Annotated in this window: 16 protein-coding genes and 1 pseudogene; 6 read left to right on the top strand and 11 right to left on the bottom strand. The window is 60.7% G+C overall.

Annotated elements, in window-relative coordinates; translation table 11 throughout:
• The first annotated feature begins 248 nt into the window (after window positions 1-248).
• Together NKJ06_RS07345 and NKJ06_RS07340 are read left to right on the top strand one after the other, a co-directional pair.
• A complete protein-coding gene (locus tag NKJ06_RS07345) occupies window positions 249-416 on the top strand; it encodes a hypothetical protein (RefSeq protein WP_352809483.1) in 168 nt (55 codons plus the stop codon).
• Between the two features lie 5 nt (window positions 417-421).
• Window positions 422-3,382 carry a glycosyltransferase gene (locus NKJ06_RS07340; protein ID WP_502905592.1) on the top strand — a complete coding sequence of 987 codons (2,961 nt, stop codon included), beginning with the start codon at window positions 422-424 and terminating at the stop codon, window positions 3,380-3,382.
• 103 nt (window positions 3,383-3,485) lie between these two features.
• Here the strand turns inward: NKJ06_RS07340 and NKJ06_RS07335 are convergent, their stop codons facing one another.
• Both NKJ06_RS07335 and NKJ06_RS07330 read right to left on the bottom strand, forming a co-directional pair.
• Window positions 3,486-4,166: a peroxiredoxin-like family protein gene (locus tag NKJ06_RS07335; protein WP_352630193.1), complete on the bottom strand. Its 681-nt coding sequence runs from the start codon at window positions 4,164-4,166 to the stop codon at window positions 3,486-3,488.
• Window positions 4,167-4,185: 19 nt separating this feature from the next.
• Window positions 4,186-7,476, bottom strand: coding sequence for an adenylate/guanylate cyclase domain-containing protein (locus tag NKJ06_RS07330; protein ID WP_352809481.1), 3,291 nt, complete (start codon window positions 7,474-7,476; stop codon window positions 4,186-4,188).
• A gap of 235 nt (window positions 7,477-7,711) precedes the next feature.
• On the opposite strand from NKJ06_RS07330, the gene NKJ06_RS07325 reads away from it, so the two are divergent.
• The gene (locus NKJ06_RS07325) at window positions 7,712-9,481 is read left to right on the top strand and encodes an adenylate/guanylate cyclase domain-containing protein (RefSeq protein WP_352809479.1); all 1,770 of its coding nucleotides are present in this window, start codon (window positions 7,712-7,714) and stop codon (window positions 9,479-9,481) included.
• Between the two features lie 15 nt (window positions 9,482-9,496).
• On the opposite strand, the gene NKJ06_RS07320 is transcribed toward NKJ06_RS07325, so the two are convergent.
• The 3 genes from NKJ06_RS07320 to NKJ06_RS07310 all read right to left on the bottom strand — a co-directional run bounded on the left by NKJ06_RS07320 (window position 9,497) and on the right by NKJ06_RS07310 (window position 12,245).
• Window positions 9,497-10,876, bottom strand: coding sequence for a hypothetical protein (locus NKJ06_RS07320; protein ID WP_352809477.1), 1,380 nt, complete (start codon window positions 10,874-10,876; stop codon window positions 9,497-9,499).
• Window positions 10,876-11,400 (bottom strand): GNAT family N-acetyltransferase, encoded by a 525-nt coding sequence (locus NKJ06_RS07315; protein WP_352809476.1) that lies wholly within the window; start codon window positions 11,398-11,400, stop codon window positions 10,876-10,878. Before NKJ06_RS07315 ends, NKJ06_RS07320 begins: the two co-directional genes overlap by 1 nt.
• 74 nt (window positions 11,401-11,474) lie before the next feature.
• On the bottom strand, window positions 11,475-12,245 hold the full coding sequence (locus tag NKJ06_RS07310; protein ID WP_352809475.1) for a hypothetical protein: 771 nt from the start codon (window positions 12,243-12,245) through the stop codon (window positions 11,475-11,477).
• A gap of 203 nt (window positions 12,246-12,448) precedes the next feature.
• Between NKJ06_RS07310 and NKJ06_RS07305 the strand changes: the two are divergent.
• Together NKJ06_RS07305 and NKJ06_RS07300 are read left to right on the top strand one after the other, a co-directional pair.
• A pseudogene (locus NKJ06_RS07305) lies at window positions 12,449-12,838 on the top strand (transposase); the annotation flags it as partial.
• 44 nt (window positions 12,839-12,882) lie between these two features.
• A complete protein-coding gene (locus NKJ06_RS07300) occupies window positions 12,883-13,086 on the top strand; it encodes a hypothetical protein (RefSeq protein WP_352629991.1) in 204 nt (67 codons plus the stop codon).
• Window positions 13,087-13,115: 29 nt separating this feature from the next.
• Here the strand turns inward: NKJ06_RS07300 and NKJ06_RS07295 are convergent, their stop codons facing one another.
• Window positions 13,116-14,225 (bottom strand): RelA/SpoT-related domain-containing protein, encoded by a 1,110-nt coding sequence (locus NKJ06_RS07295; RefSeq protein WP_352629993.1) that lies wholly within the window; start codon window positions 14,223-14,225, stop codon window positions 13,116-13,118.
• Between the two features lie 239 nt (window positions 14,226-14,464).
• Here NKJ06_RS07295 and NKJ06_RS07290 point away from each other — a divergent pair, with 239 nt between their 5' ends.
• Window positions 14,465-15,880 carry an adenylate/guanylate cyclase domain-containing protein gene (locus NKJ06_RS07290; protein WP_352629995.1) on the top strand — a complete coding sequence of 472 codons (1,416 nt, stop codon included), beginning with the start codon at window positions 14,465-14,467 and terminating at the stop codon, window positions 15,878-15,880.
• Between the two features lie 21 nt (window positions 15,881-15,901).
• Here the strand turns inward: NKJ06_RS07290 and NKJ06_RS07285 are convergent, their stop codons facing one another.
• From NKJ06_RS07285 to NKJ06_RS07265, 5 genes are all read right to left on the bottom strand, one after another.
• Window positions 15,902-16,381, bottom strand: a complete 480-nt coding sequence (locus NKJ06_RS07285) for a class I SAM-dependent methyltransferase (protein WP_352629996.1) — start codon at window positions 16,379-16,381, stop codon at window positions 15,902-15,904.
• A gap of 147 nt (window positions 16,382-16,528) precedes the next feature.
• Window positions 16,529-17,710 (bottom strand): ABC transporter permease, encoded by a 1,182-nt coding sequence (locus tag NKJ06_RS07280; RefSeq protein WP_352629998.1) that lies wholly within the window; start codon window positions 17,708-17,710, stop codon window positions 16,529-16,531.
• On the bottom strand, window positions 17,707-18,705 hold the full coding sequence (locus tag NKJ06_RS07275; RefSeq protein ID WP_352630000.1) for an ABC transporter permease: 999 nt from the start codon (window positions 18,703-18,705) through the stop codon (window positions 17,707-17,709). Before NKJ06_RS07275 ends, NKJ06_RS07280 begins: the two co-directional genes overlap by 4 nt.
• 2 nt (window positions 18,706-18,707) lie before the next feature.
• Window positions 18,708-20,606, bottom strand: coding sequence for an ABC transporter substrate-binding protein (locus NKJ06_RS07270; protein WP_352630003.1), 1,899 nt, complete (start codon window positions 20,604-20,606; stop codon window positions 18,708-18,710).
• Window positions 20,603-22,498 carry an ABC transporter ATP-binding protein gene (locus NKJ06_RS07265; protein ID WP_352630005.1) on the bottom strand — a complete coding sequence of 632 codons (1,896 nt, stop codon included), beginning with the start codon at window positions 22,496-22,498 and terminating at the stop codon, window positions 20,603-20,605. The genes NKJ06_RS07270 and NKJ06_RS07265 overlap by 4 nt, the downstream gene beginning before the upstream one ends.
• Window positions 22,499-22,639: the final 141 nt, after the last annotated feature.

The following is a 22,639-nucleotide window of genomic DNA, read 5'->3' as shown; positions in this document are numbered from 1 at the left end:
TCAAAATCGGTAAGCGACGACATTATGTCCGTTGTTGCCCTACCTTGGAGAAACCGATGTTGAGGTGCAAGGGCACCAGGATCCCAAGCCCATACCACGAGGGCATGAGCGCTTGCCATTCGGCCCTATCTTCAAGTCTTTTTTGCCTGCCGCTAATTCGCCCCGATCTTGACAGAGCGGTGCTGCCATCCGATGCCATCATCCGTTTTTGACATTCGCCGACTCCTGCAAAAGAAAACGAAAGCTCGATGATCCAGGACAATGCTACCGCAACTGGTGTGGTCCCGATGTTCGATCCCGAGCAAACCATCGTTGCAACGCTTGCCAGCATCGGCCAGCAAGACCGTCTCCTTTGGCAGGAAATCGCCGGCGACGTTTCGGGACTCTTGTTCTACCATCGAACCAGGCGCGGGTAAGCGGCGTGGCGCATAGTCCCTTGGTTTCGATCGTGGTTCCTGCGCACAATGCGGAGGTAACGCTGGCGCGCGCACTCGATTGCCTTCTCGATCAGGAAATAGTGGATTGGGAGGCGATCGTCGTCGACGACGCCTCCACGGACCGCACCCCCGCCATCATCGCCGGCTATGTGGAGCGCGATGCCCGATTTCGGACGTTGGGCTCTCGCGCGTATGGCGCCGCCGGCGCGCGCAATACCGGGATTTCGACAGCGCGCGGCCATTGGCTCATGTTTCTGGATGCGGACGATTGGGTGGATGCCAACTTCCTTGCAAAAATGCTGGCCGCACTGAAAACCGCGCCCGATGCAGTGGCCGCCTATTGCGGTTCTCGGCGCGTGATGCCCGATGGCGAACTCACCCCGTCGAGCATTTCAACCGAGGTTGCGATCCAGCCCTTCGAAACATTCGCTCGCCGGTGTGCCGTTCGCACTCACGCGCTACTGGTCGACCGGGAAACAATTGTCGAGTTGGGCGGTTTCGATGTGTCGCTGCGGACCTGCGAGGATTGGGATCTGTGGCAGCGCCTCGCGCGTCTGGGCAAAACTTGGGTGATGGTCGACGAGCCGCTCGCTTTCTATCGGATCAGCCCCAACGCGCTCAGCCGGAATTCGACGCAGATGCTGGCAGACGCGGAAATCGTGATCGCCCGCGGCTTCTCTCCCGATCCCCGGGTCAAGCACCCGGCATTGGCACACGCCAATGGAGCTCTCGATGCGAACGGCTGCACCGCATCCGAAGCACTCGCGTGGTTCGCGTTGTGGAACGCCGCGTCGGATTGCGGCAGCGGCTCGCGCTTGATCGACCCGCAATCCCTGCGCGCTCTCCCGGCCGGACGTAAGTGGGCGCGTGAGATCGCTGAGGTGATCGTCGATGGCCTTATGGTGGGAAGCCTCTCGGTGCCGGCGCAATTGGCTGCCAGGTGGGACAGGTTCGGCGGCTCACTTACCGGGTTGATCATCGAACTCGGCAAGGTCTGGGACAATCCCGCAGCGGGTCGCCGCATCCAGTATCAGCTTGAGCAAATGCTTCTCGACGTCGACGATCTTGCCGCGCCGCGCAGGCTGGCACGGACACTTGGAATTCGCGTCGACTCTCGAAATCCGACCTCGACCGAACTGCCGCACGGAATCGATCAAATCTATGCCTATCTGATGATCGATGGCCAGATCGAGGCTGTCGTGCAGTTCGGCGTACTCGGAGCAGTGACAAGGGATCATTGGATTGAATTGATCCAGAATGTGGTGCCCGCTGAGCGGGTTGTAGACAGTGCGGCAAGGCTTGCGGGACGATCGCCTGTACCGCAACAGGCCGCTGGCGCCGCCACGTCAAACACGCTCGCAGCCGAGGCATTGTTGTCCATAGCGGAACGCGGGCCCGATCCAGACAGCCATTTCGGCAAACTCGCCCAATTGGCCGCGGAAGCGCGGGAGCTGGTTAGGTCGAGCGCCGAACCTGCACCACCTCCTGCAACGCCGCGCCGAGCACGGACCGCGGACAGGAGTGATCGCACGGCGTTCTGGAACAGCTATTTCGCGACCGAGGACCCGTGGAAGTACGGCTCGCTCTATGAGCAGGAAAAGTATCAGCGGCAGCTCGAAATCCTGCCTGCTGGTCCCATCGGACGGGCGCTTGAGCTGGCCTGCGCGGAGGGCCACTTCACGCGGCAGCTGGCGCCGCGTGTGGGCCATCTGACTGCAACCGACATCTCCGCCATAGCCATCGAGCGGGCCCGTGCGCGATGCAGCGATCAACCGAATATTGAATTCGGCGTGCTGGATTTCTCTGCCGACATGCTGCCGGGTGAGATGGATCTGATCTTCTGTTCGGAAGTGCTCTACTATCTGGACGATCTCGCCGAGTTGCGGCGCATAGCCAAAAAATTCGCTGGGGCGTTGGCGCCTGGCGGCAGTTTCATCAGCGCACACGCATTCGTGCTTCGTGACAATCCTGAAAGGACGGGCTTCGACTGGAACACATTCGGTGCGCAAGCGATCTCGGAGACGCTGGCAGCGACCGAAGGCCTCGTCCTTGAGCAATCGATCCAGACCGAGCTCTACCGCATAGACCGTTTCCGCCGGCTGTCGCCGGACGATGTGGCGACGGAACCGGTGATCGATCATGTGCCAATCCGCGCGCCCATCGAAATCGGGGTCGCACGAAATATCGTCTGGGGCGGGGCGCGGGCCTTGCGCCGCGACGTCGCACGCACCGAGCGGCGCCAGCATATCCCTGTCCTCATGTATCACAGCGTCGCCGATGATGGCCCGGCCGCGCTCGCCCGTTTTCGGCTCACGCCCGCCGCATTCGCCAACCAGATGGCATGGCTGCGCGCCAATGGCTTTCACGCGATTGGGTCCGAGCAGCTGGAACAGTTCATCGCCAACCGTCAGCCTTTCGTTGGCCGCCCGGTGGTCATCACCTTCGACGACGGCTTCCAGAACTTTGCCGACCATGCCTGGCCGATCTTGCGCGCCAACGACCTGACCGCGGAAGTGTTCCTGGTGACGGATCTGGTGGGCGAAAGTGCAAAGTGGGACGCCGATATCGGTCCGCCGACGCGGCTTATGGACGCCGGGACGGTGCGACGCCTCGCCGCCGAAGGTGCGTTCTTCGGAAGCCATCTGGCGACGCATCGCGCGATCGATGGCCTGTCGAGCTCCGACCTGGCCGCCGAGTTCCTGCGCTCTCGTCTGTTCATCGAACGGTGGACGGGTCGGCCAACCACGGCGTTCGCGGCACCCTTCTCTGTCACCGACCGGCGGCTTAGCCGGTTGGCCAGGGAGTGCGGCTATCGAGTAGGCTTCGGCCGCAAACACGGGCCGGCGGACCTCGATTGCGATCCCATCGACCTTCCGCGCATCGAGATTCGCGGGGATCGCTCGCTCGACGACTTTGTTGCCACTGTCGAGGCCGTGCTCGAATGAACGGTGCAGCTTTTTAGTGTGATTGTTCCCGCTCGCAACGCGTAGGATACAATCAACGAGACGCTCCGCAGCGTGCACGCCCAGTTCTATCGTGCGCTCAAGTCTATTGGGCGACCTGGGATACGGCTGACATCAGCTCCTTCGGGTTTGGCGCCCCAAACATGTATCGCCCACCCTCTGGAACCTCCGTGAAGCTCCAGCGGACAATCCCCTGCCGATCCAGCAGGAACTGACCGATCAATTGTCCGTGTCCCGTCGCCATCATCTGCTCGTCGGCTTCGGTCACTTCGTAATTGTCCTTCTTGTTGAGGATTTCGCTGGCCGTAACAGGATCTATAGGACCGGGAAACTCGCCTGGCATGTCGACCCGCATATCCATTGCCGCTGCCATCGAGACCTTGTACGGCCAGTTCGTCTCGTTTTCGGTGAATTCGAGATTGGGCAGTCCAAAAGCACGATGTGAAGCGCGTTCAGGGTCGGAGGCTGCCAGCAGATTCGGCATCGGGTGGTAGCGGAAATAGAGACGCGCCCGTTCGATCGGCGTGTTGACCACCGTCAGGCTCTCCACGCCCTTTTCGCGCAGCTCCGGATCAAGCCGCGCCTGGGCGGCGATATGGCGCCGGCAAAACGCACAATGCAGACCTCGAAACAGGCCGACCAGCACCGGTTTTTGTCCGCGAAAGTCATCAAGCGCGATCTTGCCTTCCTGGGTAATGGCGTCGAGTACCAAGTTCGGCGCACGGTCGCCCGGTTGAAGCGGTACCAAGTCACTAGGCGCGGACATTTCCAACCTCCCACCCCGGCTAGTCGAGAAAAGGCAGCACCACAAGCGCTTCCGGGTCGAGCCCGTGCTGGGCGCATATACCCTGCGCCAAGGAAAAGTAGCGTTCGGCCTCGGCCAGATTGTCGAGGTCGAGATTAAGCGTTGCGAGACCATCATAGCACGGAAACAGCAGTTGGGGTTCGCCCGTTTCGCGGGCTACGTCCAGTGCTTCGTGGAACAAGCCAACCGCCAGTTCCGGACGGCCGTTGCACTGGTGGATCTGCCCAAGCACGATCAAAGGCACCGGCAAGTGCTCGCGCTGGTCGAGCGCCCGGTCGATCTCGATGGCCTTTTCGGCAGCAGGCACGCCCTCCGTTGGACAGCGATCCGTGAAAGTACAACAAGCGACTGCCAGATTGGCGAGGAGGCGCGCCTGGAAACCCAAATCACCAATATGGCGCGCTACTTCAAGACCGCGCCGACAGACCTCCATCGCCCGGGCTGGGTCGATGGTCGTGTAAAGCACGCCGAGATTGGTGTAGCCGCGGCAGGCCGCGCCCAGTAGACCGGCGGCTTCGGCCAATTCAATGCTACGCTCAACCTGACGCACGGCTTCACGGTTTCGCCCAAGACGAGCCAGCGCGACAGCCTTGGTATTAAGTGCCTCGGCGGTCACAAGAGTGGCATCGCGCCCGACCTCGGAGACATGCTCGGTTGTCAGAGAGCGTACGCAATCCAGCGCCGCGTCCGCCCATTTTGCCGCGAGAGCGTGATCTCCGCTACGGAACGCCTGTCGGCCACGTTCTTGCCAGAGATGCGCCTGCTCAACCGGGGCATCCGCTCCATCGAGGAGCGCTGCCGCTTCAGCATAGCGGGATTCTGCGTGGTCCCGCTTGCCGACGTCCCAGAGCAGCCGGCCGATCTTACGCAAAACGCGCGCCGAAGCGACACGATCGCCCGACTCGCGGTATGCCTGCAACACCGTGTCGTAGTGGCTGTGCGCGATCTCGCGGTGGCCTGCCGGGCCGCTCAAATCGGCAATGCGCTCTTGAATTGCCAGTTTGAGCGGTGTTTGCCCGACCGCGCCCAACGCAGTCAGTGCTCGCTCGTAGAGACGAAGGGCGTCATCGTTGGCGTATATCATGCGAGCGCGATCGCCCGCTGCCTGCAGGTAATGCGCGCCCTTCTCCCGTTCGGCGCTCTGCGCGAAATGATGACCGAGCACGGTCAAATCCTCAAGCCGTTCCGGCTTGTCGCCGCACAGTTGCTCCAAGGCGGCACCGACCCGCCCGTGGATGTCGGTCCGGCGTTGCAGAAGCAGATTCTGGTAGATCACGTCCTGCAGCAATGTTTGCGTAAAGCGGTAGCTTTGCGACGAGACCGAGCCTGATCCGGCAACTTCCTCGATGATTTCCGCATCGCAAAGCAGTTCGCAGCCGGCTTCTAGCCGGCCGGGGTCGGCTGTCACGGCCTTCAGAAGTGCGGCATCGAAGCGCGGGCCGATTACCGCGGCTTCCTGGGCCAACCGGCGCACGTCTTGGGGCAGCCGGTCGACGCGAGCAAGCAACATTGCCTGGATGGTGGCGGGAATGCCGGTTGCGACTTCGCCTGCCGCAGTCAGCCATCGCTGGCCCTCGCGCACCAGTACACCGCGATCGATAAGGCCGCGAACGATCTCCTCTACAAAAAGGGGGTTGCCGCCCGCGCGCTCGAGGATCTGATCGAGAAGTGCTCCTGCGGAGTTTACCCAGCTCTCGCCGAAAAGCGCCGCCAGCAGGCTGCGTCCGTCATTGCTGTTGAGCGGCGAAAGCCTCAGCGCAGTGTGACTGACCCGACTTGAGTCGAGCTGGTCGTTGTCCGGCGCCGGACGATGCGTGACCAGCAACATCAACCGCGTGCGTTCCAACCTGTCCATCACGAAACGCAGTGCCTCGAGCGACACGGCGTCGGCCCAGTGCAGGTCTTCAACGACAATCAACAGCGGCGACAACGCAAGCCGTCGTTCGATGATTGTGCGGACTGCGTAGAGAATTTGCCGCCGCAGTTGCTCGGGCTCGACATGCTGCAAGGTCGCATCGGGGTCGCCAAGGCCAAGCACATGGTAGAGCAAAGGCATCAGCCGCTTCGCCTCCTCGCCCTGCAGGCCGAGATCGGTAAGCAAGCCTGCGAGCTTCCCCCGCATTTCGTCCCCATTGTCGTTTTGCATCATTCCGGCAGCGCTGCGCACCACTGCGCCCAAGGCGCCAAATGATTGTTCGCCCAGCGGTGAGCACGTGGCCTGCCGCACGGCGACGTTGCGAAAACGATCCTCGTCGCCGACGCGGGCGACGAACTCCTTCACCAGCCGCGATTTCCCGATACCGGCTTCTCCGACGAGGCGGACAAGTTGGGCCGAGCCGCCACACGCCAGGTCAAGGCTCGCCATCATTCTATGGAGTTCCGCACCACGACCTATCATCGGCGCGCTGAGACCGAGCGCCTCGAGCCCACGCGCTGCACGCGGCGCCGCAAGCGGTGCATCCAGTCGATGAACGAGCACACTGCCAGCCTTGCCGCGAAGCACCACATCGCCCAGCGACTCGTAAGTGAAGGCATGTCGGGTCAGCCTGTGAGTGAGCTCGCCTACCAGCACCTCACCCGGTGCGGCCAGCGATTGCAGGCGTTGCGCCGTATTCACTGTGTCGCCAGTCACCGAATAGGATTTGGCGGTGCCGATGCCCAATCCGCCAGTGACGACCGGACCAGTGTTTATGCCGATGTGAAGTAACAGAGGCGAGCCGGAGCGGGAGGCCCTTTCCCCGAGCCGCGCTGTCCGGACGATCATGTCGAGAGCGGCGCGAAGCGCACGTTCCGGATCGTCCTCATGAGCGACCGGCGCACCGAACAAAGCCAGCAGTGCATCGCCGATGAATTTGTCGACGAAACCACCAAAGTTTCGCACGGCCGCCGTCAATTCCTTGAACAGTTCGTTCTGCAGCGCTTGCATCACCTCGGGGTCGAGCTGCTCGCTGAGTGTCGTAAAGCCGCAAAGGTCGGCGAACAGGACCGTTACCGTCCGGCGATCGGCGTCCGAGACAGGAGGCAGCCCTTCTTCGCTTTCGATGTCCGGCGACGGAGTTCGAGAAGACGGCACAATGGTCCGGCTCGGTGTCGGAGCAGGCCGTTCGACGGCTTTGGCGGGCGCGACGTTTGCCCCACATTTCGGACAGAACTCAAAATCAGGTGCGCAGACGTAGCCGCAACTGGCGCATGATACGGGCTGGCGCCGGCCACACTTCGGACAGAAGGCGTAACCGCCCTCAATCTCGAAACCGCAGCCCGAGCAGTCCATAGACACCTCTCTTGGGGCCGTGACGGCGTGATCTCGCCACGCACTTCACGGCCAGGGTATTCACAAGGATGAACCGATAGCCGTCAACCGGCAAGCGGCAGCGCAAATGGGCATCGAGCGATCCGTGCGGGTCCGTGGCAGAGCGCCGCCGATTCGGGCGGCTGCGTGGCCGTCGTTTACGAAATTCCCTCTTACCTCCGTCTTCCTGCTATCGTGGAGATGAGGAGACGGACAGATGAGCGAGAACCGTAAGCTAGCCGCGATCCTGGCTGCAGATGTGGTCGGATACAGCCGGCTCGCGAGCGCGGACGAAGATCGTACTTTGGCGAGGTTGCGGACACTGCGCAGCGACCTGATCGATCCGATCATCGCAGTGCACCACGGGCGGATGGTCAAGCGCACCGGGGATGGGGCGTTGGTTGAGTTCCGCAGTGTGGTGGATGCCGTGCGCTGCGCTGTTGAGGTTCAGAATGGTATGGTTGAGCGCAATGCCGGCGTGCCTCAAGACCGCCGCATCGAGTTCAGGATCGGCATCCATCTGGGGGATGTGGTCGAAGAAAGCGACGGCGATCTGATGGGCGATGGCGTCAACATCGCCTCGCGTTTGGAGGGCGTCGCAGCGCCCGGCGCCATCTGCCTGTCCGAGGATGCCTATCGCCAGGTCAAGGCGAGGCTCGACCTCTCGGTCAGCGATCTCGGCAGCACGCAGCTCAAGAACATTGCCGAGCCGATCCGCGTCTATTCGCTGCAGGTCGGCAGCGCTGGGACCAAGGCGGCCGCGACCTGGGAAACCGCGATGAGCCCGGCGACGGCAGCGCCGCCGAAGCTGTCGATCGCCGTCCTTCCGTTCGCCAACATGAGCGGAGACGCCGAGCAGGACTACTTCGCCGACGGCATCTCTGAAGACATCATCACGGCGCTGTCCAAACTGTCGCAGCTCTTCGTCATCGCCCGCAATTCGTCGTTCACCTTCAAGGCCCAGAACGTGCATGTGCAGGAGGTGGGCGCGAAGCTCGGCGTGCGGCATGTGCTTGAGGGCAGCGTCCGCAAGTCGGGTAACAGGGTGCGCATCACCGCGCAGCTTATCGATGCAATTTCGGGCGGCCATCTATGGGCGGAGCGGTTCGATCGCGACCTGACCGACATATTCGCCGTACAGGACGACGTGACGCAGCAGATCGTCGGTGCGCTGGCGCTCAACCTGACTGATGACGCCCGTCAGCGGCTGGCGCTGGAGCATCCGCGCAACACCGAGGCGTATGACTGTTTCCTGCGCGGCCGGGAGTTGTGGCACCGGCTGACGAAGGAGACGAACGTCGCAGCCCGCGACCTCTTGCAACGTGCCATCGAACTGGACCCGAAGTTTGCCCTTGCCCACGCTTTCCTCGCCCTCACGCACGGACTCGACTACCTGAACAGGTGGAGTGCGTCGCCGCCGGAATCGATGGCGCAAGCGGAAGAGGCCGCAACGCGAGCGGTAACGCTGGATGACAACGATCCCTGGGCGCACTGGGCGCTGGCGATAGCCAAGCTGTACACACGACGGCACGATGAGGCCGTCGACGAGGTCGAGCGCGCACTGGTCCTCAATCCGAACTTCGCCGAAGGGCACGTCTGCCGCGGCGAAACGCTGTACTATTCAGGCAGACCCGAGGAGGCCCTCGGGAGTTTCGCCCGAGGAAAGACCTTAAACCCATACTTTCCGGATGTGGTTTTGCACTTCCAGGCTTTGGCGTTGTTTCAACTGGGAAGGTACGAAGAGGCCGTTAACCTCCTGCTGCAACGGCTGGCTCGCAACGCTGTCACCGACGTCTCGCGCGCGCTTCTGGCCGCCAGCTACGGCCATCTGGGCCGTTTGGAGGAGGCCCGCGCGGCATGGCAAGAGGTGCTTCGCGTCAATCCCGACTATTCGCTGGAATACCGTCGCAAGGTCTTGCCTTACAAGAACCCTGCCGATTTCGAACTCATGGTCGACGGCCTCCGCAAGGCCGGTGTGGTGCAATGACAGGTGGCGGCCGGATCAGGCGCCGGAGGCCTGGCCGACCTTGCGCCATCGGGCGTTTTCGCGAACCAGTTTCAGGTCGTCGGTCGTCTCGGCAAATGTCCGCAAACGGTATTGCCGGAGCAGGTCCGGGAAGAGCGCCCCTTCCGGCAGGCCGGCAAGCTGCTCGCGGACCGAGATCTTTTCATCAATGACCCGCATGCCCCAGGCATTTTCCCGAACCTGCAGCTCCGCAGCCAGATCGCGCTCTTCCGGCGCGTTTTCGTCCAGCGCAGCCAGCAGGATCGAGTGGAAAAGCGCGACATAGCCAATCTGTCTCAGACCGCCCACAACCCGCACGCGCGGCAATATAGCCAGGACGAGGAACATCAGAAACAGGTTCGGCAGCAGCACGCCGTCCAGCAGCGCCTGTCTGAGATGCAGCCGCTCGAACGGGATGGAAACACCATGCGGCCTGTCAGGCTCGATCAGGTGCCCGTTATCGAGGACGAGCTTACGCACGCGCTCCTCGCGGATGCCCCAGAAATAGTCCGTGGTGTTGGGCAGGAACCTGCCGAATGGGCCTGATGCGGCTTCTTGCATAGCATGGTCGAGACGCTGGCGCCTTGCGGGCTCAATGAGCAGCCTGGAAAGAAAGCTGCCGTCATATTCCAGGTGCCGCGCCATGGCAGAAGCGGCGAGCCGATCATCGATGAAAACCGGCAGGGCTATGCCGGAACGATCCCAATTGGCGACCAGATCCTCGTTGAGGGTTGTCAGCGCATCGGCGGCGGTTCCAAACACCTTGTCCTGGCTGGCAAGCAGTGTGCCCAGCCAGCGGCTGGCATCCGTTTCATCGCCCACCGCTTCGAGCGCGTGCTTGTTGAGGGAGACAGGACCAGCCACGCAGACGCTTTTGCGGCACAGTTTATGGCGGCCCATGCCAAACAGGTTGACCTTGTCGTCGCCGACATCGAGCCATCCCGGCCCCTCCCGGCCAATTGTCTCCATGGTCATCGTCGTTCCCATGAAGCCGAAGAAGGCCGACAGCCCGTTTTCGACCGCGCCGAGCCAGGCAAGCAGGAGGGCATCGAAGGTGATCCGGTCCATAAGAAGCAGGCAGTGCAGGCCGGACTGAATCACCGGTCTGTGCTCGAACTCTTCGAGGGCCTTGCCGATCTCTTCAGGCTGCATGATCACATCAAGGCGCTGATGCAGGACTTCGCGCAGGATCGAGCGGGCAGCGATCGCCGGGTCCGATGCAGGCCTTGCCACCGGCCGCCACAGATGGCGGGCGTAATCGGCTACCGGTGCATTCCAGTTCTGCTCGATGTCACGCACGACTTCCGGGCAGAGCAGCGACAGCACAGCCAGAATTTCCGCCGGAGGCGTAGGGGTTGGATCAAAGACGGCGGTCATCAGAACCGCAGCCGCGCCATGGTTAGGAGGTCGTGGTACCGCCCGTCGGTAAAACCTGCCTTCACATGCCGGCCTTCAACCTCGAATCCGTGGCTTGTGTAGAGGCGGATAGCCGGTTCGTTGTCGGCATAGACGCTCAATTCCACCCGCTTCAGGGCGCGCCAGTTGTCGGCCACGTCAAGCAGCGCGCCAAGGATGGCGGAGCCGATGCCCTTGCCGACAAAGCCATCGTCAAGGCCGATATTGATCTCGCCGATATGCGAGCGGCGCGGCGAACCCTGCACGACCAGGCTGCCATGGCCGACGATCTTGCCGTCCAGCTCGGCAACGATCCAGGTGGTCTCCTGGCCGGATTTGGCGATGCGCCGCTCCACCTGCTCCACCATCTCGAACGGGATTCTGAGCGTGCCCCAGCGGAAGCCCGGCATGTTGAAGATAGCGCAAAGGGCCTCCGCATCGCTTGGCCGAACGGCCCGGAGCTGCGGCTGGATTTTCTCGGAGGATGGCGAGGTCGTGCTGGTCATGGCGTTCCCGGCGAAGGCAATCGGCCTGGCACGATGCACCGGACATCACCTGAAAATCCAGCCGTATCCGCAACCTATGATGCCGATTGCGAGCTAAAATACCGGCAGGCGGCGTAGAGTTTGAAAACGCCGCTGATGCCTATCCAGCCGAAGAAGGCCAGCCAGCACAATGTCCCGGTCGCCGTCCAGTCGATCCGGTGCATCGCAGCGTCGGTGATGACGAGGCCAAGGATGGCGAGAAGGCCAAGCAGAAACTGCGCCAAGCCGAGTACCAGCAGTTCCTCGCGGGGCGCGCTTCTCCAGACGAGATATATGCCGCCCGCACCGGCGAGGAAGATGGCGCTGTAGACCTGAGCGTGAAAGGCATCAACCGGCCATGGCCAGACGCTGCTGAATGTCAGGGGAAATAGCAACAGGCCGACGCCATAGAGCCCAAGGATCGCCGATTCCACCGGCATGTAGCCGCGCCATGCGGGGCTTAAGGTCACGCCTTTTGCAGAAGGACGGGCCCTGGCCCGCCACAGGAACAGCCCGGATACCGCGACCGAAGCAAGATAGACCAAAAACCAGAGCCAGGGCGCTTTGCGCTCAAAGTTGAAATAGCCGAGATTGATGAACGAAGCCACCGACACGATGACGGTGAAGATGAAGGCCATGACGAGCACAAGCCTGCCGGGCGACCAGCGATTCCAGAACAGCAGCGCCGCCATCACGACCATTTCGGCGGTGTAGAAGCCGCCGAGGAAGCGGGCGTTGAACGGCGTGACGGCCCAAGGCCAGCGCGGCTTGACCAGTGCAGGCGCGAAAAACAGGCCGGCGCCTACGATCAGGACGATAATGACCACCACAGAGAAAAGCCGCAGGGCCGCGGGAAATGGCGGGTTGTTGGATGTCGGCGTGGGAGAGACTCCCAAAGATGAATACCCCATGGACCATCATAGTGCCGCTCCCGGCCTATGAAAACTGTCGAACAGAAATTGAACCACATATACTATACTTGACGTACCCATATAAACGGATTTATTATATTTTATAAGGAGTTATACAGATGTCCGGTCTTTCAGACCGCCACTTTCACGACGAAGCCGCAGCCTACAAGTTCGTAGAAGCCAGGATTTGGCCGAACGGTCCTGTTTGCCCGCATTGCGGCGGCGTTGAGCGCATTGCGAAGATGGAAGGCAAGAGCACCCGCATCGGCACCTATAAGTGCTACCAGTGCCGCAAGCCCTTCACCGTGAAGATTGGCACCTTCTTTGAAGCCAGCCACGTCAAGCTCAACCATTGGCTACAGGCGATCTTCCTTGTCGCTTCGTCCAAGAAGGGTATTTCCAGCAATAAGCTTCACCGCACCCTTGGCGTGACCTTGAAAACCGCTTGGTTCATCTTGCACCGCATCCGTGAAGCCACGCGCGACGGCAAGCTTGGCCCGCTTGGCGGCAAGCGTCTGACCTATGAAACGACTGGTGCAAGGTGATGCACCCCATGGCGTCTGGCGACCGTCCAAATACCGTGCCAAAGCTCAAAAAGGCTGGAAAGCTTAGTCAGAAAGAGCAATCCGAGCGGTTCAAGGAAGCCGCTCGTGAGCTAGAGGCTGATGAAAGCGGCAAGGATTTCGAACGGGCTATAGGGCGAATTCTGCCGAGGAAGGCCTATGGTCCAGCTACTTCAAACGGAAGCGACGCTTAAGCCAACCATAATCGGGCTTTTCGTAGGGCTTAAGGAGCAACCACCTTTTGCGGGGCTAGACTGTATTCGATAGCCGCTTTTCCCGTGCAGATGGATTTCAGATTGCGAACAAATAAGGAAACCTCTCCGAAGTAATTCGGATACATTTCAACAAGCTTTTCGACTTTATCTACCTCGACCAAGACAGCCGTTGCACCAACGCCCCTTAGCTCGATTTTTTTCTCTATCTGTTCCAATGTCCGCGCGCCTAACATAAGCGTCCGGAATGGTTTGATGGTCACGTTATGAGCTTCGCCATATTGGAGCAAATAGTATCGAGATTTTTCCGTGGGCTGTACGAAATGCTCTGAGTAATGGGTAAGATTCTTGATATCGTCTAGTATGCTGGTCGCACCTATACGCTCGTTGATATCCCGCAATTCTCGCACCCGGTCATTGTGATCCGGAACACCGATATGAACGGGACACTGCTCAACGCGCGCGAATTCCGCCGACATAAGCTGGAAAAGGCGTAGCCAATCCTGCTCGCCCTTTCCGTGCTTCAAATCCTGGTCCCCGAATAGCCCGACAGCCTCAACTGCAGTTGCCCATGAGTGCTGAAGTGTGGTCCGAACTTGCAATTCGATGCGTCGTCCCTCGAAAGCCTCAGTGTCGGCATCTCTGGGTCGGTACTTGAAAACAATATGGTGACTTCGATAGCCGTCCGGCTTCGGCTCATCGATATAGTTGAATTCCCGAGAGTGGATCTCATGGGGGAACTTGTCTCGCATCGATGCGAGAAGCGAGCGAACACCTTTGATGTCGGCCATGATCGCTCGGCAACCGCCGATGTCGTTCATGGTGTCCAAATTGGTGGTGGACTCTCGAAGCTTCCGACGAATGGATGCCATACGCTTCGGACGGGATGCCATGTCGCCCTTCAGTCGCAGGGCTCTCATGTGGTGACCGACAGAGAACCGAACGCTCCGCATCGGCAGAAAGTGCGAGTCGCGCCAGCTATTGGCGATTGAGAAGATTTCGAGTGCGTCCACGTACTGGCCGGCAGTGATGTCTCGTCCGAACTGAATAGGTTTTGCCAGCCGGTCGCCTGCCTTGCGAACGGCTTTCATGCTGTAGGCAAGGCGCGGGTACTCAGTCATTCGACCCATGAAGTCAAGGTAGTCCGCCTCATTCTGGACTGGCGGGACTACCGAAAGGGAATCAGATCTCAGGATTATATCCCTTTGGGTACGCGAAGTACAATATACGGAAATTGAACTCTCACCAGGCTTATCTATTCGAATGGCCGTACGGTCCGTTTCGAAGTAAAATGGAGCACTCGGACCAAAGACCGGTCCGGTCAACACGCCTTGGGGGCGCATTTTCCGGAGCCTGCACGATGAACGAAGCTCAGGATCTGTTCTCGCTTCTGCGGCAATCGACCGATGTCGATCCACAGGCAATCGACGCGATCAAGCGAACCGTCGCGGAGGGCAAGGACCGCGAACTTTGTCGCATCAATGCGCCAGCCTTCGCCAGCAAGCATGGCCTCGACGAAGAACGCGCCATAAGCGCCTTTCTCCACGCGGCGCGGGTGGGCATCTTCGACATTTCCTGGAATGTGCTGTGCCCCGGCTGTGGCGGCGTGCTCGACACCAACGCCACGCTGAAAACCCTGCAGAAGGACGAATACACCTGCGCGCTGTGCTCCGAGGGCTATTCGCCGACCCTCGACGAGATGGTCGAGGTGACATTCACCGTCAGTCCCCGCGTGCGCAGGATTGCCGCACACAATCCACACGAACTGCCGTTGGTGGAATATTTCCGCCAGATCTACTGGGCGTCCGGCGTCGATCTGCCGGAAGACGATTTCGCGAAAAAGATGGAAGCGTTCTCGCTGGAGGATATCGAGCTTGCGCCCGGTGAAAAGGCGGTTCTGCCCATACAGCTTCCGTCCGAATTCATCATCGTCTTCGAGCCGGTCACCCATTCAGCGCAGTTCATCGACGGGAAGGGCGAACCAACAAAGGAGCGCCGAAGCCTCTCTTTGGTCTTCGACCGCGACCATGTCCAGAGCCAGACGCTGGAGATGCAACCCGGCCCGATGCGCATTTCGCTGGAAAACAGGACCGACACCCGCGTGCTGCCGACGGTCTTCATCGCCGGCCAGGCATTGCATGATTTGCTTGGCAAACGGCGGCCCTTCCTGACCGCCAAGCGCCTGCTCACCAACCAGACGTTCCGCGATCTCTATCGCACGGATACCCTCGACATCAACCAGCGCCTGAAGATCACCAGCCTGACCTTCCTGTTCACCGACCTGCGCGGATCGACCGCGCTTTACGAGCGGGTGGGCGACCTTTCAGCCTTCGATCTCGTGCGCGAGCATTTCCAGGTTCTGCACGAGATCGTCGCGGCGGAGGCAGGCGCGGTGGTGAAGACGATCGGTGATGCGGTGATGGCGACCTTCGCGACGCCTGATCGTGCGATTGCGGCGGCCCTCAGGATGCGAGATGCCATGCGTGCGCTCAACGACAAGAGCGGGCGCGAGGATCTGCTGCTCAAGATCGGAGTCCATGCCGGCCCCTGCATCGCCGTGTCTATGAACGAGCGACAGGACTATTTCGGCCAGACGGTCAACATTGCTTCGCGGGTCCAGAACCTTGCCACCGCACAGGCGATCTTCGCCACTCGTGCGGTGGTCGACGACAATCTCACCGCCGATCTGTTGCACAGGAACGCACTGACGCCCGTGCCCCACGAGGTCTCGCTGCCTGGCATTGAGCGGGAGATAGCAGTCTATACGATCCCCTGAAGACTTGGGTCGTCTCGGCCCTCACACGCGCCTACAAATGAAATAACGATCGGCGGGCACCGAAGGCGGCAGCGGGAGGCGTTGCAACTGCGGGTGATCGAGCGGCGTGCCGCTGACCGCGATGCCGCCGACGCGAAGCAGGCGCGCGGTCAGATCGGGAAGCCAGGTAGAGGTCACTGCATCGCGATCTTCATAGCCGGTGCCGATGTCGGCATGAACAAGAGCGGCGTCGATGCCAATGAACCTGCTCGCCGTCTCGCGTATTTCGCCGAGCACGAGGTTTTCAGCTTCGGGAATTGAGCTGGCGTGTGCGGCAAGTGCGCGGTCAAACGCCACGATCCGGCGTCCGGGCAGACGCTCGCGCAGATGATGGAACGTCCGACCATTGCCGAGGCCGAGCTCGACCACAGGCCCCTCCATCTTCGCCACCTCGGCGCAGACAAGATCGAGAATGTCGCGCTGTGCGGTCATCCTGCGGATGAAACTGTCGAGGCGACTCATATGCGATTGTATGTCCTGAACCAGCAACCCCGATCGAGGCTTGCCGCATATAGAGGCCAACGACGAACCCTGCAACAACCGAACAGGCCGCCGACAAGCATCATGCCGGATGGAGCTGGCGGCACAGCGCGCGGCGGAGCAGCGATCTCATTTGTAGGGGTCCGCGGCGTCTCGCAAGCCATCGCCGAGGAAGTTGAACGCCATGATGACGAGAACGACGGGCAGCATCGGCAAGAGCAGCCATGGATAGAACGCGATGACGCTGACGCTGCGCGCCTCGGTGAGCAGGATGCCCCAGCTGGTTATCGGCGCCCTCAGGCCGAGTCCAAGGAAGCTCAGCGCAGTCTCGCCCAGGATCATGCCGGGTATGGAGAGCGTCGCCGTCGCGATCAGATGCGACATGAAGCCGGGAATGAGATGCCGCCTGATGATGCGGCTGCTCCCGGCGCCCATCAACTGCGCGGCCAGAACGTAATCCTCCTCGCGCAAGGCCAGAAGCTTTGACCGCACGGCCCGCGCCAGCCCGGTCCAGTCGAGCAGTCCGAGGATGACGGTGATGCCGAAATAGATCAGGATCGGACTCCAGGTTATCGGCATGATCGCCGCCAGGGCCAGCCATAGCGGAATGCTGGGAATCGATTGCAGAACTTCGATTATTCGTTGAACGACCAAGTCGAAGATACCGCCGTGATAGCCGGCCAGTCCGCCGATGACGATGCCGAGCAGGAAGCTGAAACTGATGCCGACGAGGCCGATTGTCAGTGAAATGCGTGCGCCATAGATCATGCGCGAGAGCACGTCGCGCCCCAGCCTGTCAGTGCCGGCTAGAAAGAGCTGGCCGTTTTCGGCAGGGCAGACAAAATGCCTGTCACCTTCGATCAAGCCCCAGAACCGATAACTGTCGCTCTTGCAGAAAAAACGGAGCCGCTGAACATCATCCTGGTTCTCGATGTAGTTCCGCTTGAGCGTGTCCATATCCAGCGTCATCTGGCGGCCATAGACGAACGGCCCGACGAACTGGCCGTTGTGGAAAAGGTGCACTCGCTGCGGAGGCGAATAGATGTAGTCCATATTACGCGTGTGCAGATTGTAGGGCGCCAGGAACTCGCAGATCAGTATCCCGAAATACAGCACTGCCAGGAATATGCCGGATACGAGGGCAAGCCGGTGCATGCGGAATTTCCACCACATCAGCCGCAACTGCGACGCCTGAAAGACCTTCGACTGTTCGGGCGTCATCGCCTCGACCGACTGCAGGTCAAAGGGCGCGATGGAAACGTAGTGTTGCAGTGGAGCGCCCGGAGCGGGCAGCGGCGATTGCGTGTTCATTTGGTGCTGCCGCCCTGCAAACGAATTCGTGGATCAAGCAGCGCCAGCGCCAGGTCGGAAATCAGCACGCCGATGACCGTCAGGAAGGCGAGGAACATCAGGAACGAACCCGCCAGATACATGTCCTGGCTTTGCAGCGCCTTGATCAGCATCGGCCCGGTCGTTTCCAAAGACAGCACGATCGCCGTGATTTCAGCGCCGGAGATGATGGCCGGCAGGATGGAGCCGATATCGGAAATGAAGAAATTGAGCGCCATGCGCAGCGGATATTTGACCAGTGCCTTGAACGGATGAAGGCCTTTGGCGCGCGCTGTCACGACATATTGCTTGTGCAGCTCATCGAGTAGATTGGCGCGCAGCCGCCGGATCATGCTTGCCGTGCCCCCGGTGCCGATGATCAAGACCGGAATCCAGAGATGGGCGAGGATCGACTTCGCCTTGGCCCAACTCATCGGCTCGCCGAGATATTGCAGGTCCATGAGATGGCCGATGGACGTGCCGAACCAGATGTTGGCGAAATACATCAGGATCAGCGCCAGCATGAAATTTGGAATGGCAAGGCCGAGAAGGCCGAAGAAAGTCAGGCCGTAGTCGCCCCAGCTGTATTGATGGGTGGCGGAGTACATGCCGATCGGAAAGGCGATGAGCCAGGTGAAGATGATGGTGACGAAGGAAACCAGCACGGTCAGCCACATTCGGTCCCCGACGACGTCGCGAACCGGCAGCTCATATTCGAAGGAATAGCCGAAATCGCCGTGCAGCATCCCGCCGATCCAGTAGAAGTAGCGAATGACCGGCGGCTGGTCGAAACCGTATTCCTTGCGCATCATCTCGATGCGATCGGAGTCCACCGCTTCGCCCTGGGCTCGAAGCTCGGCAACATAGCTGTCGAAATAGTCACCCGGTGGAAGTTCGATGATCGTGAACACCAGCGCAGATATGACCAGCAGCGTTGGAACCATCACGGCGATGCGCCAGACTAGATATCGAAGCACGCTCAGGAGCCTCCAAGCCAGAATGTATCCGGCATGTAGACACCGAAATAGGCGGTCGGGTCGTAGCCGAAGAGTGCCTTGTCAGGCAGATTGCGCAGGCGCGAGGACACCAGAATCGGCTGATGCGTTCCGTTCACCGTACCGATCGAGAACACCTGATCGGTGTAGATCGACAGCATTGAATTCCAGATTTCGGCGCGCTCCGTGGTTTCAGTCGAGGAGTTCCAGCGCCTAAGCAAAGCCATCAACTCGACCACTTTAGGAAGATCGGGCGCCTCACCCATCTTGCCATGGGACAGATAGTAAGCGCCCCAGAGCGGCCATTGCAGTTGGTCGTCGATGGTGGGGGCCAGCTGGTATGGGTTCATGTCGGCGGTCGGCACGCCATTGTCGATGCCCGACCACATCGACATCATGATCTGGCCACCAAGCGCGCGGCTGCGGAAGATGTCGCGCTGCGAAGTCCGGATGAATAGGGCGACGCCGATCTTGCGCCAGTGATCGGTGATGAGTTCGAGCGCGTCGGTTTCCAGCGTGCTTTCGCCGGCCGTTTCCACGATGATCTGCGCCGAGCGTCCATCGGCAAGTATCCGCAGACCGTCATCGTCACGTGCCTGAAGCCCGACCTCGTCAAGCAGGGCATTGGCCTGGTCGGGATCATGGGTAGCCCAGGCCTTCGCGAATTCCGGCCGGTAGAGCGGGCTCTCCGGCAGGACCGTATCGGCGCTTTCCTGCGCCAATCCGTAGAACACGGCCATATTGATCTCGCGCCTGTCTACAGCGAGCGAAAGTGCGCGGCGCACGCGCACGTCACGCAAAAGGCCACGCCACACCGGGTCGGCACAATTCAGATTGGGCAGCAGCGCCAACCGCGAACCCTGTGTGCGTTTCCACAGATGCATCTTCACCGGGTAGCGCTTCTCCGCGTCCTTCAGGAAGGAGTAATCGCTGAAGTCAATTCCCATGCATTGCAGGTCGCTCTCGCCTGCACCGGTCTTGGCGGAGATGATTGCCGACGAGCTGACATTCATGATGATCCGGTCGACATAGGGCAGTTGCCGGCCATTCTCGTCTGTTCGATGAAAGAACGGGTTGCGCTCGAAGATGAACTGCTCGGCCGGCGGCTTGGTCCGGTTCTGCCAGGGATCGAGCGTCGGCAGATCCGGGTTCTCCGGGCGATACTGCCGCGACATGCGGATATGCAGGAGCGTCCATTTCGCGGTCCGGTTCTCCTTCATCAGGCCGGCGAGCCGGAATGGATCCTGGTATTTCTTGTGGAACTGCTTGAGATAGGCGGCCGGCAAAACAAGCGGTGTGGGCGAAGCAGCGGCAAGCTTGGGCAGGAAGTCGGGATTGGGCGCATCCCAACTGTAGCGCACCGTCAACGGGTCGACGATCTCGAAGCGTGGCGGCTTGCCGTCCGCCAGCAGGGCCGGGGCGAGCCCGCCTTGCGAAAGCTCATCGTTCAGCCAGACATCTTCCCAACAATAACGAAAATCCTCCGGCGTCAGCAGGCTGCCGTCGGACCATTTATGTCCTTCCCTAATCTTGAATGTGAAGACGCGATCATCCGCTACGTCGAAACTTTCGAGAATGTCGGCTTGCAAGTTAAGCTTTTCGTCATAGCCGACCAGGCGAGCGTACCCGTAGATCGTCATCATCCGGATATCTTTCTGGCTGCCGATGATGGTACGCAGCGTGCCGCCATACTGGCCGGGCTCCCGGCCCATCGCAGCGAGATTCAACTCGCGCGGGCGCTTGGGCAAGCGTTCGGCGAGTGCCGGCAGCGCCCTGGCCTTCAGCTGCGGCTCAAGAAATTCCGGCTCCAGATCGCCGGCGCGCAACGTGCCCGGCAGAAATGCCGAAGCCATGAGTCCAAGGACGGTGCGCCGGCTGATCAATGGCGTAGCTCGCTGACATCGGCCGAACGTCGGGCCAGCACGAGGTGGCCGCCGCCAAGATCGAGCGGCGACAGCATGTCTTCGTCGCCCTCGTCGCGGAATTGCGGTGCCCATGCGCTGGTGTCGGAAGCGCCGCTGAGTTTCAGCGTCTTGAAATCCATCGGCCTGTCGAGATCGGGGAAAGGTACTGCGGCGACCAGTGAGCGCGTGTAGGGGTGGACCGGTTTCCTAAGCAGAATTTCGCGCGGCGCGAGCTCGACGATGCGCCCGCCGCACATCACCGCGATACGGTCTGCCATGTAGTCCACCACCGCCAGGTTGTGGGATATGAACAGGTAGGTCAGTCCCAGTTCCTTCTGCAGGTCCTTCAGAAGGTTCAGGATCTGCGCCTGGACAGAGACATCAAGTGCCGAAACCGGCTCGTCGCAGATCAGGAGTTCAGGCCCCAGCGCCAACGCGCGCGCGATGCCGATACGCTGACGCTGCCCGCCGGAGAAACTATGCGGATAACGCTTTATGAAGCGCGGGTCGAGCCCGATTGCCTGCATCAGGCTCTTGACCGTGGCTAGTCGGGACGCGGCATTGCCACGTCGATGGATTTCCAGCGGCTCGCTCAAAATGTTCTCCACCGTCATGCGGGGTGAAAGCGACGAAACCGGATCCTGGAAGACCATCTGGATTTTCGCGCGCAGCATGCGCAGGGCGTCTCCCTCGGCTTCCAAGATGTCGATCGGACCATCGCGGCCATTGAAGATCATAGAGCCGCCGCTAGGGGTGACAGCCCGCATGAGGATCTTGCTGACGGTGGTTTTGCCGGAGCCGCTTTCGCCGACCAGACCCAGGCACTCACCCCGCCTGATATCAAAGCTCACGCCGTCCACGGCGCGAACAGAGGTTTGATGATCTCCGCCGAACCAACCGGACTTGCGGATCGTGAAGGTCTTTGTCAGATCCCTGACCGACAGCAGGATGTCGTCCGCCCCCTTCGATGCCGGCGCCGTCTGCTTGCCGAGCAGGTTCCCGACATTCACCGGCACCTCGCGGAGCGCCTTTAGCCTTTCACCGGGCTTCAGGTCGAAATGCGGGACGGCTGCCATCAGGCCCCTCAGGTAAGGGTGGCCCGGCCGGCGGAATATCGCCTCCACAGGTCCCGCTTCCATGATCTCGCCATGATACATGACCACCACCTCGTCGGCGACGTTGGCGACTACGCCAAGGTCGTGCGTGATCAGCAGCATCGCCATGTTCAGCTTCGTCTGAAGCTCGCGCAGCAATTGCAGGATTTGCGCCTGGATGGTGACGTCCAACGCCGTCGTTGGCTCGTCGGCGATCAACAAAGCGGGCCGGCAGATAAGCGCCATGGCGATCATGGCGCGCTGACGCAATCCTCCCGAAAGTTCAAACGGATACATGTCATAGGCGCGCTTGGGATTGGGAAAGCCGACAAGGCTGAGCATTTCCTCGGTCCGCGCCTTGCGCTCCGCCCGAGCCGTGGGCGTATGAATCTGCAGGGATTCGCTGACCTGGTTGCCGATCGTGTGCAGCGGCGACAGCGATGTCATCGGCTCCTGAAAGATCTTGCCGATGCGGCTGCCTCTCAACGCCCGGATTTCGGGTCCATCACGCGGCATCCGCAGGATATCCTGAGTCGTGCCGGGCTTTTCAGGATCGGAAAACAGGATACGGCCACGAACATGGGCTGTGTTCGGCAAAATGCCCATTACTGCCTGGCTAAGAACCGATTTTCCGGACCCGGACTCGCCCACAAGCGCGGTAACCTTGCCGGGAAGGACGCGAAGATTTGCACGCCTGACGGCATGCAACGGTCCTCCGATAATGGCAAAAGAGATGCCAACGTCTTCGACCCGAAGTAGATCAACGCCCGAATTCATTCTCACACCAGCCCCACTCTGGCGGCCCGCCGAGCGGCAGGCCCAGAAAGTGAGACTAGCGCATTACCAGCCTAGAGCAACTTGGATTCGAAACGGTCGCCAATGGCGAATCCGGCGACCGGACTGCTTACCAAAGGCGTT

The organism is Mesorhizobium sp. M0293 (assembly GCF_040321735.1).
Taxonomy (GTDB): domain Bacteria; phylum Pseudomonadota; class Alphaproteobacteria; order Rhizobiales; family Rhizobiaceae; genus Mesorhizobium.
The sequence above is the reverse complement of the archived record's forward strand: the minus strand, read 5'-3'. Positions and strand labels throughout refer to the sequence as shown.

Excerpts from the sequence above, each read along its gene's own strand:
- NKJ06_RS07345 (WP_352809483.1), top strand. The coding sequence starts at position 249 with ATGATCCAGGACAATGCTACCGCAACTGGTGTGGTCCCGATGTTCGAT.
- NKJ06_RS07335 (WP_352630193.1), bottom strand. The coding sequence starts at position 4,166 with ATGTCCGCGCCTAGTGACTTGGTACCGCTTCAACCGGGCGACCGTGCG.
- NKJ06_RS07330 (WP_352809481.1), bottom strand. The coding sequence starts at position 7,476 with ATGGACTGCTCGGGCTGCGGTTTCGAGATTGAGGGCGGTTACGCCTTC.
- NKJ06_RS07325 (WP_352809479.1), top strand. The coding sequence starts at position 7,712 with ATGAGCGAGAACCGTAAGCTAGCCGCGATCCTGGCTGCAGATGTGGTC.
- NKJ06_RS07320 (WP_352809477.1), bottom strand. The coding sequence starts at position 10,876 with ATGACCGCCGTCTTTGATCCAACCCCTACGCCTCCGGCGGAAATTCTG.
- NKJ06_RS07315 (WP_352809476.1), bottom strand. The coding sequence starts at position 11,400 with ATGACCAGCACGACCTCGCCATCCTCCGAGAAAATCCAGCCGCAGCTC.
- NKJ06_RS07300 (WP_352629991.1), top strand. The coding sequence starts at position 12,883 with ATGGCGTCTGGCGACCGTCCAAATACCGTGCCAAAGCTCAAAAAGGCT.
- NKJ06_RS07295 (WP_352629993.1), bottom strand. The coding sequence starts at position 14,225 with ATGACTGAGTACCCGCGCCTTGCCTACAGCATGAAAGCCGTTCGCAAG.
- NKJ06_RS07290 (WP_352629995.1), top strand. The coding sequence starts at position 14,465 with ATGAACGAAGCTCAGGATCTGTTCTCGCTTCTGCGGCAATCGACCGAT.
- NKJ06_RS07285 (WP_352629996.1), bottom strand. The coding sequence starts at position 16,381 with ATGAGTCGCCTCGACAGTTTCATCCGCAGGATGACCGCACAGCGCGAC.
- NKJ06_RS07280 (WP_352629998.1), bottom strand. The coding sequence starts at position 17,710 with ATGAACACGCAATCGCCGCTGCCCGCTCCGGGCGCTCCACTGCAACAC.
- NKJ06_RS07265 (WP_352630005.1), bottom strand. The coding sequence starts at position 22,498 with ATGAATTCGGGCGTTGATCTACTTCGGGTCGAAGACGTTGGCATCTCT.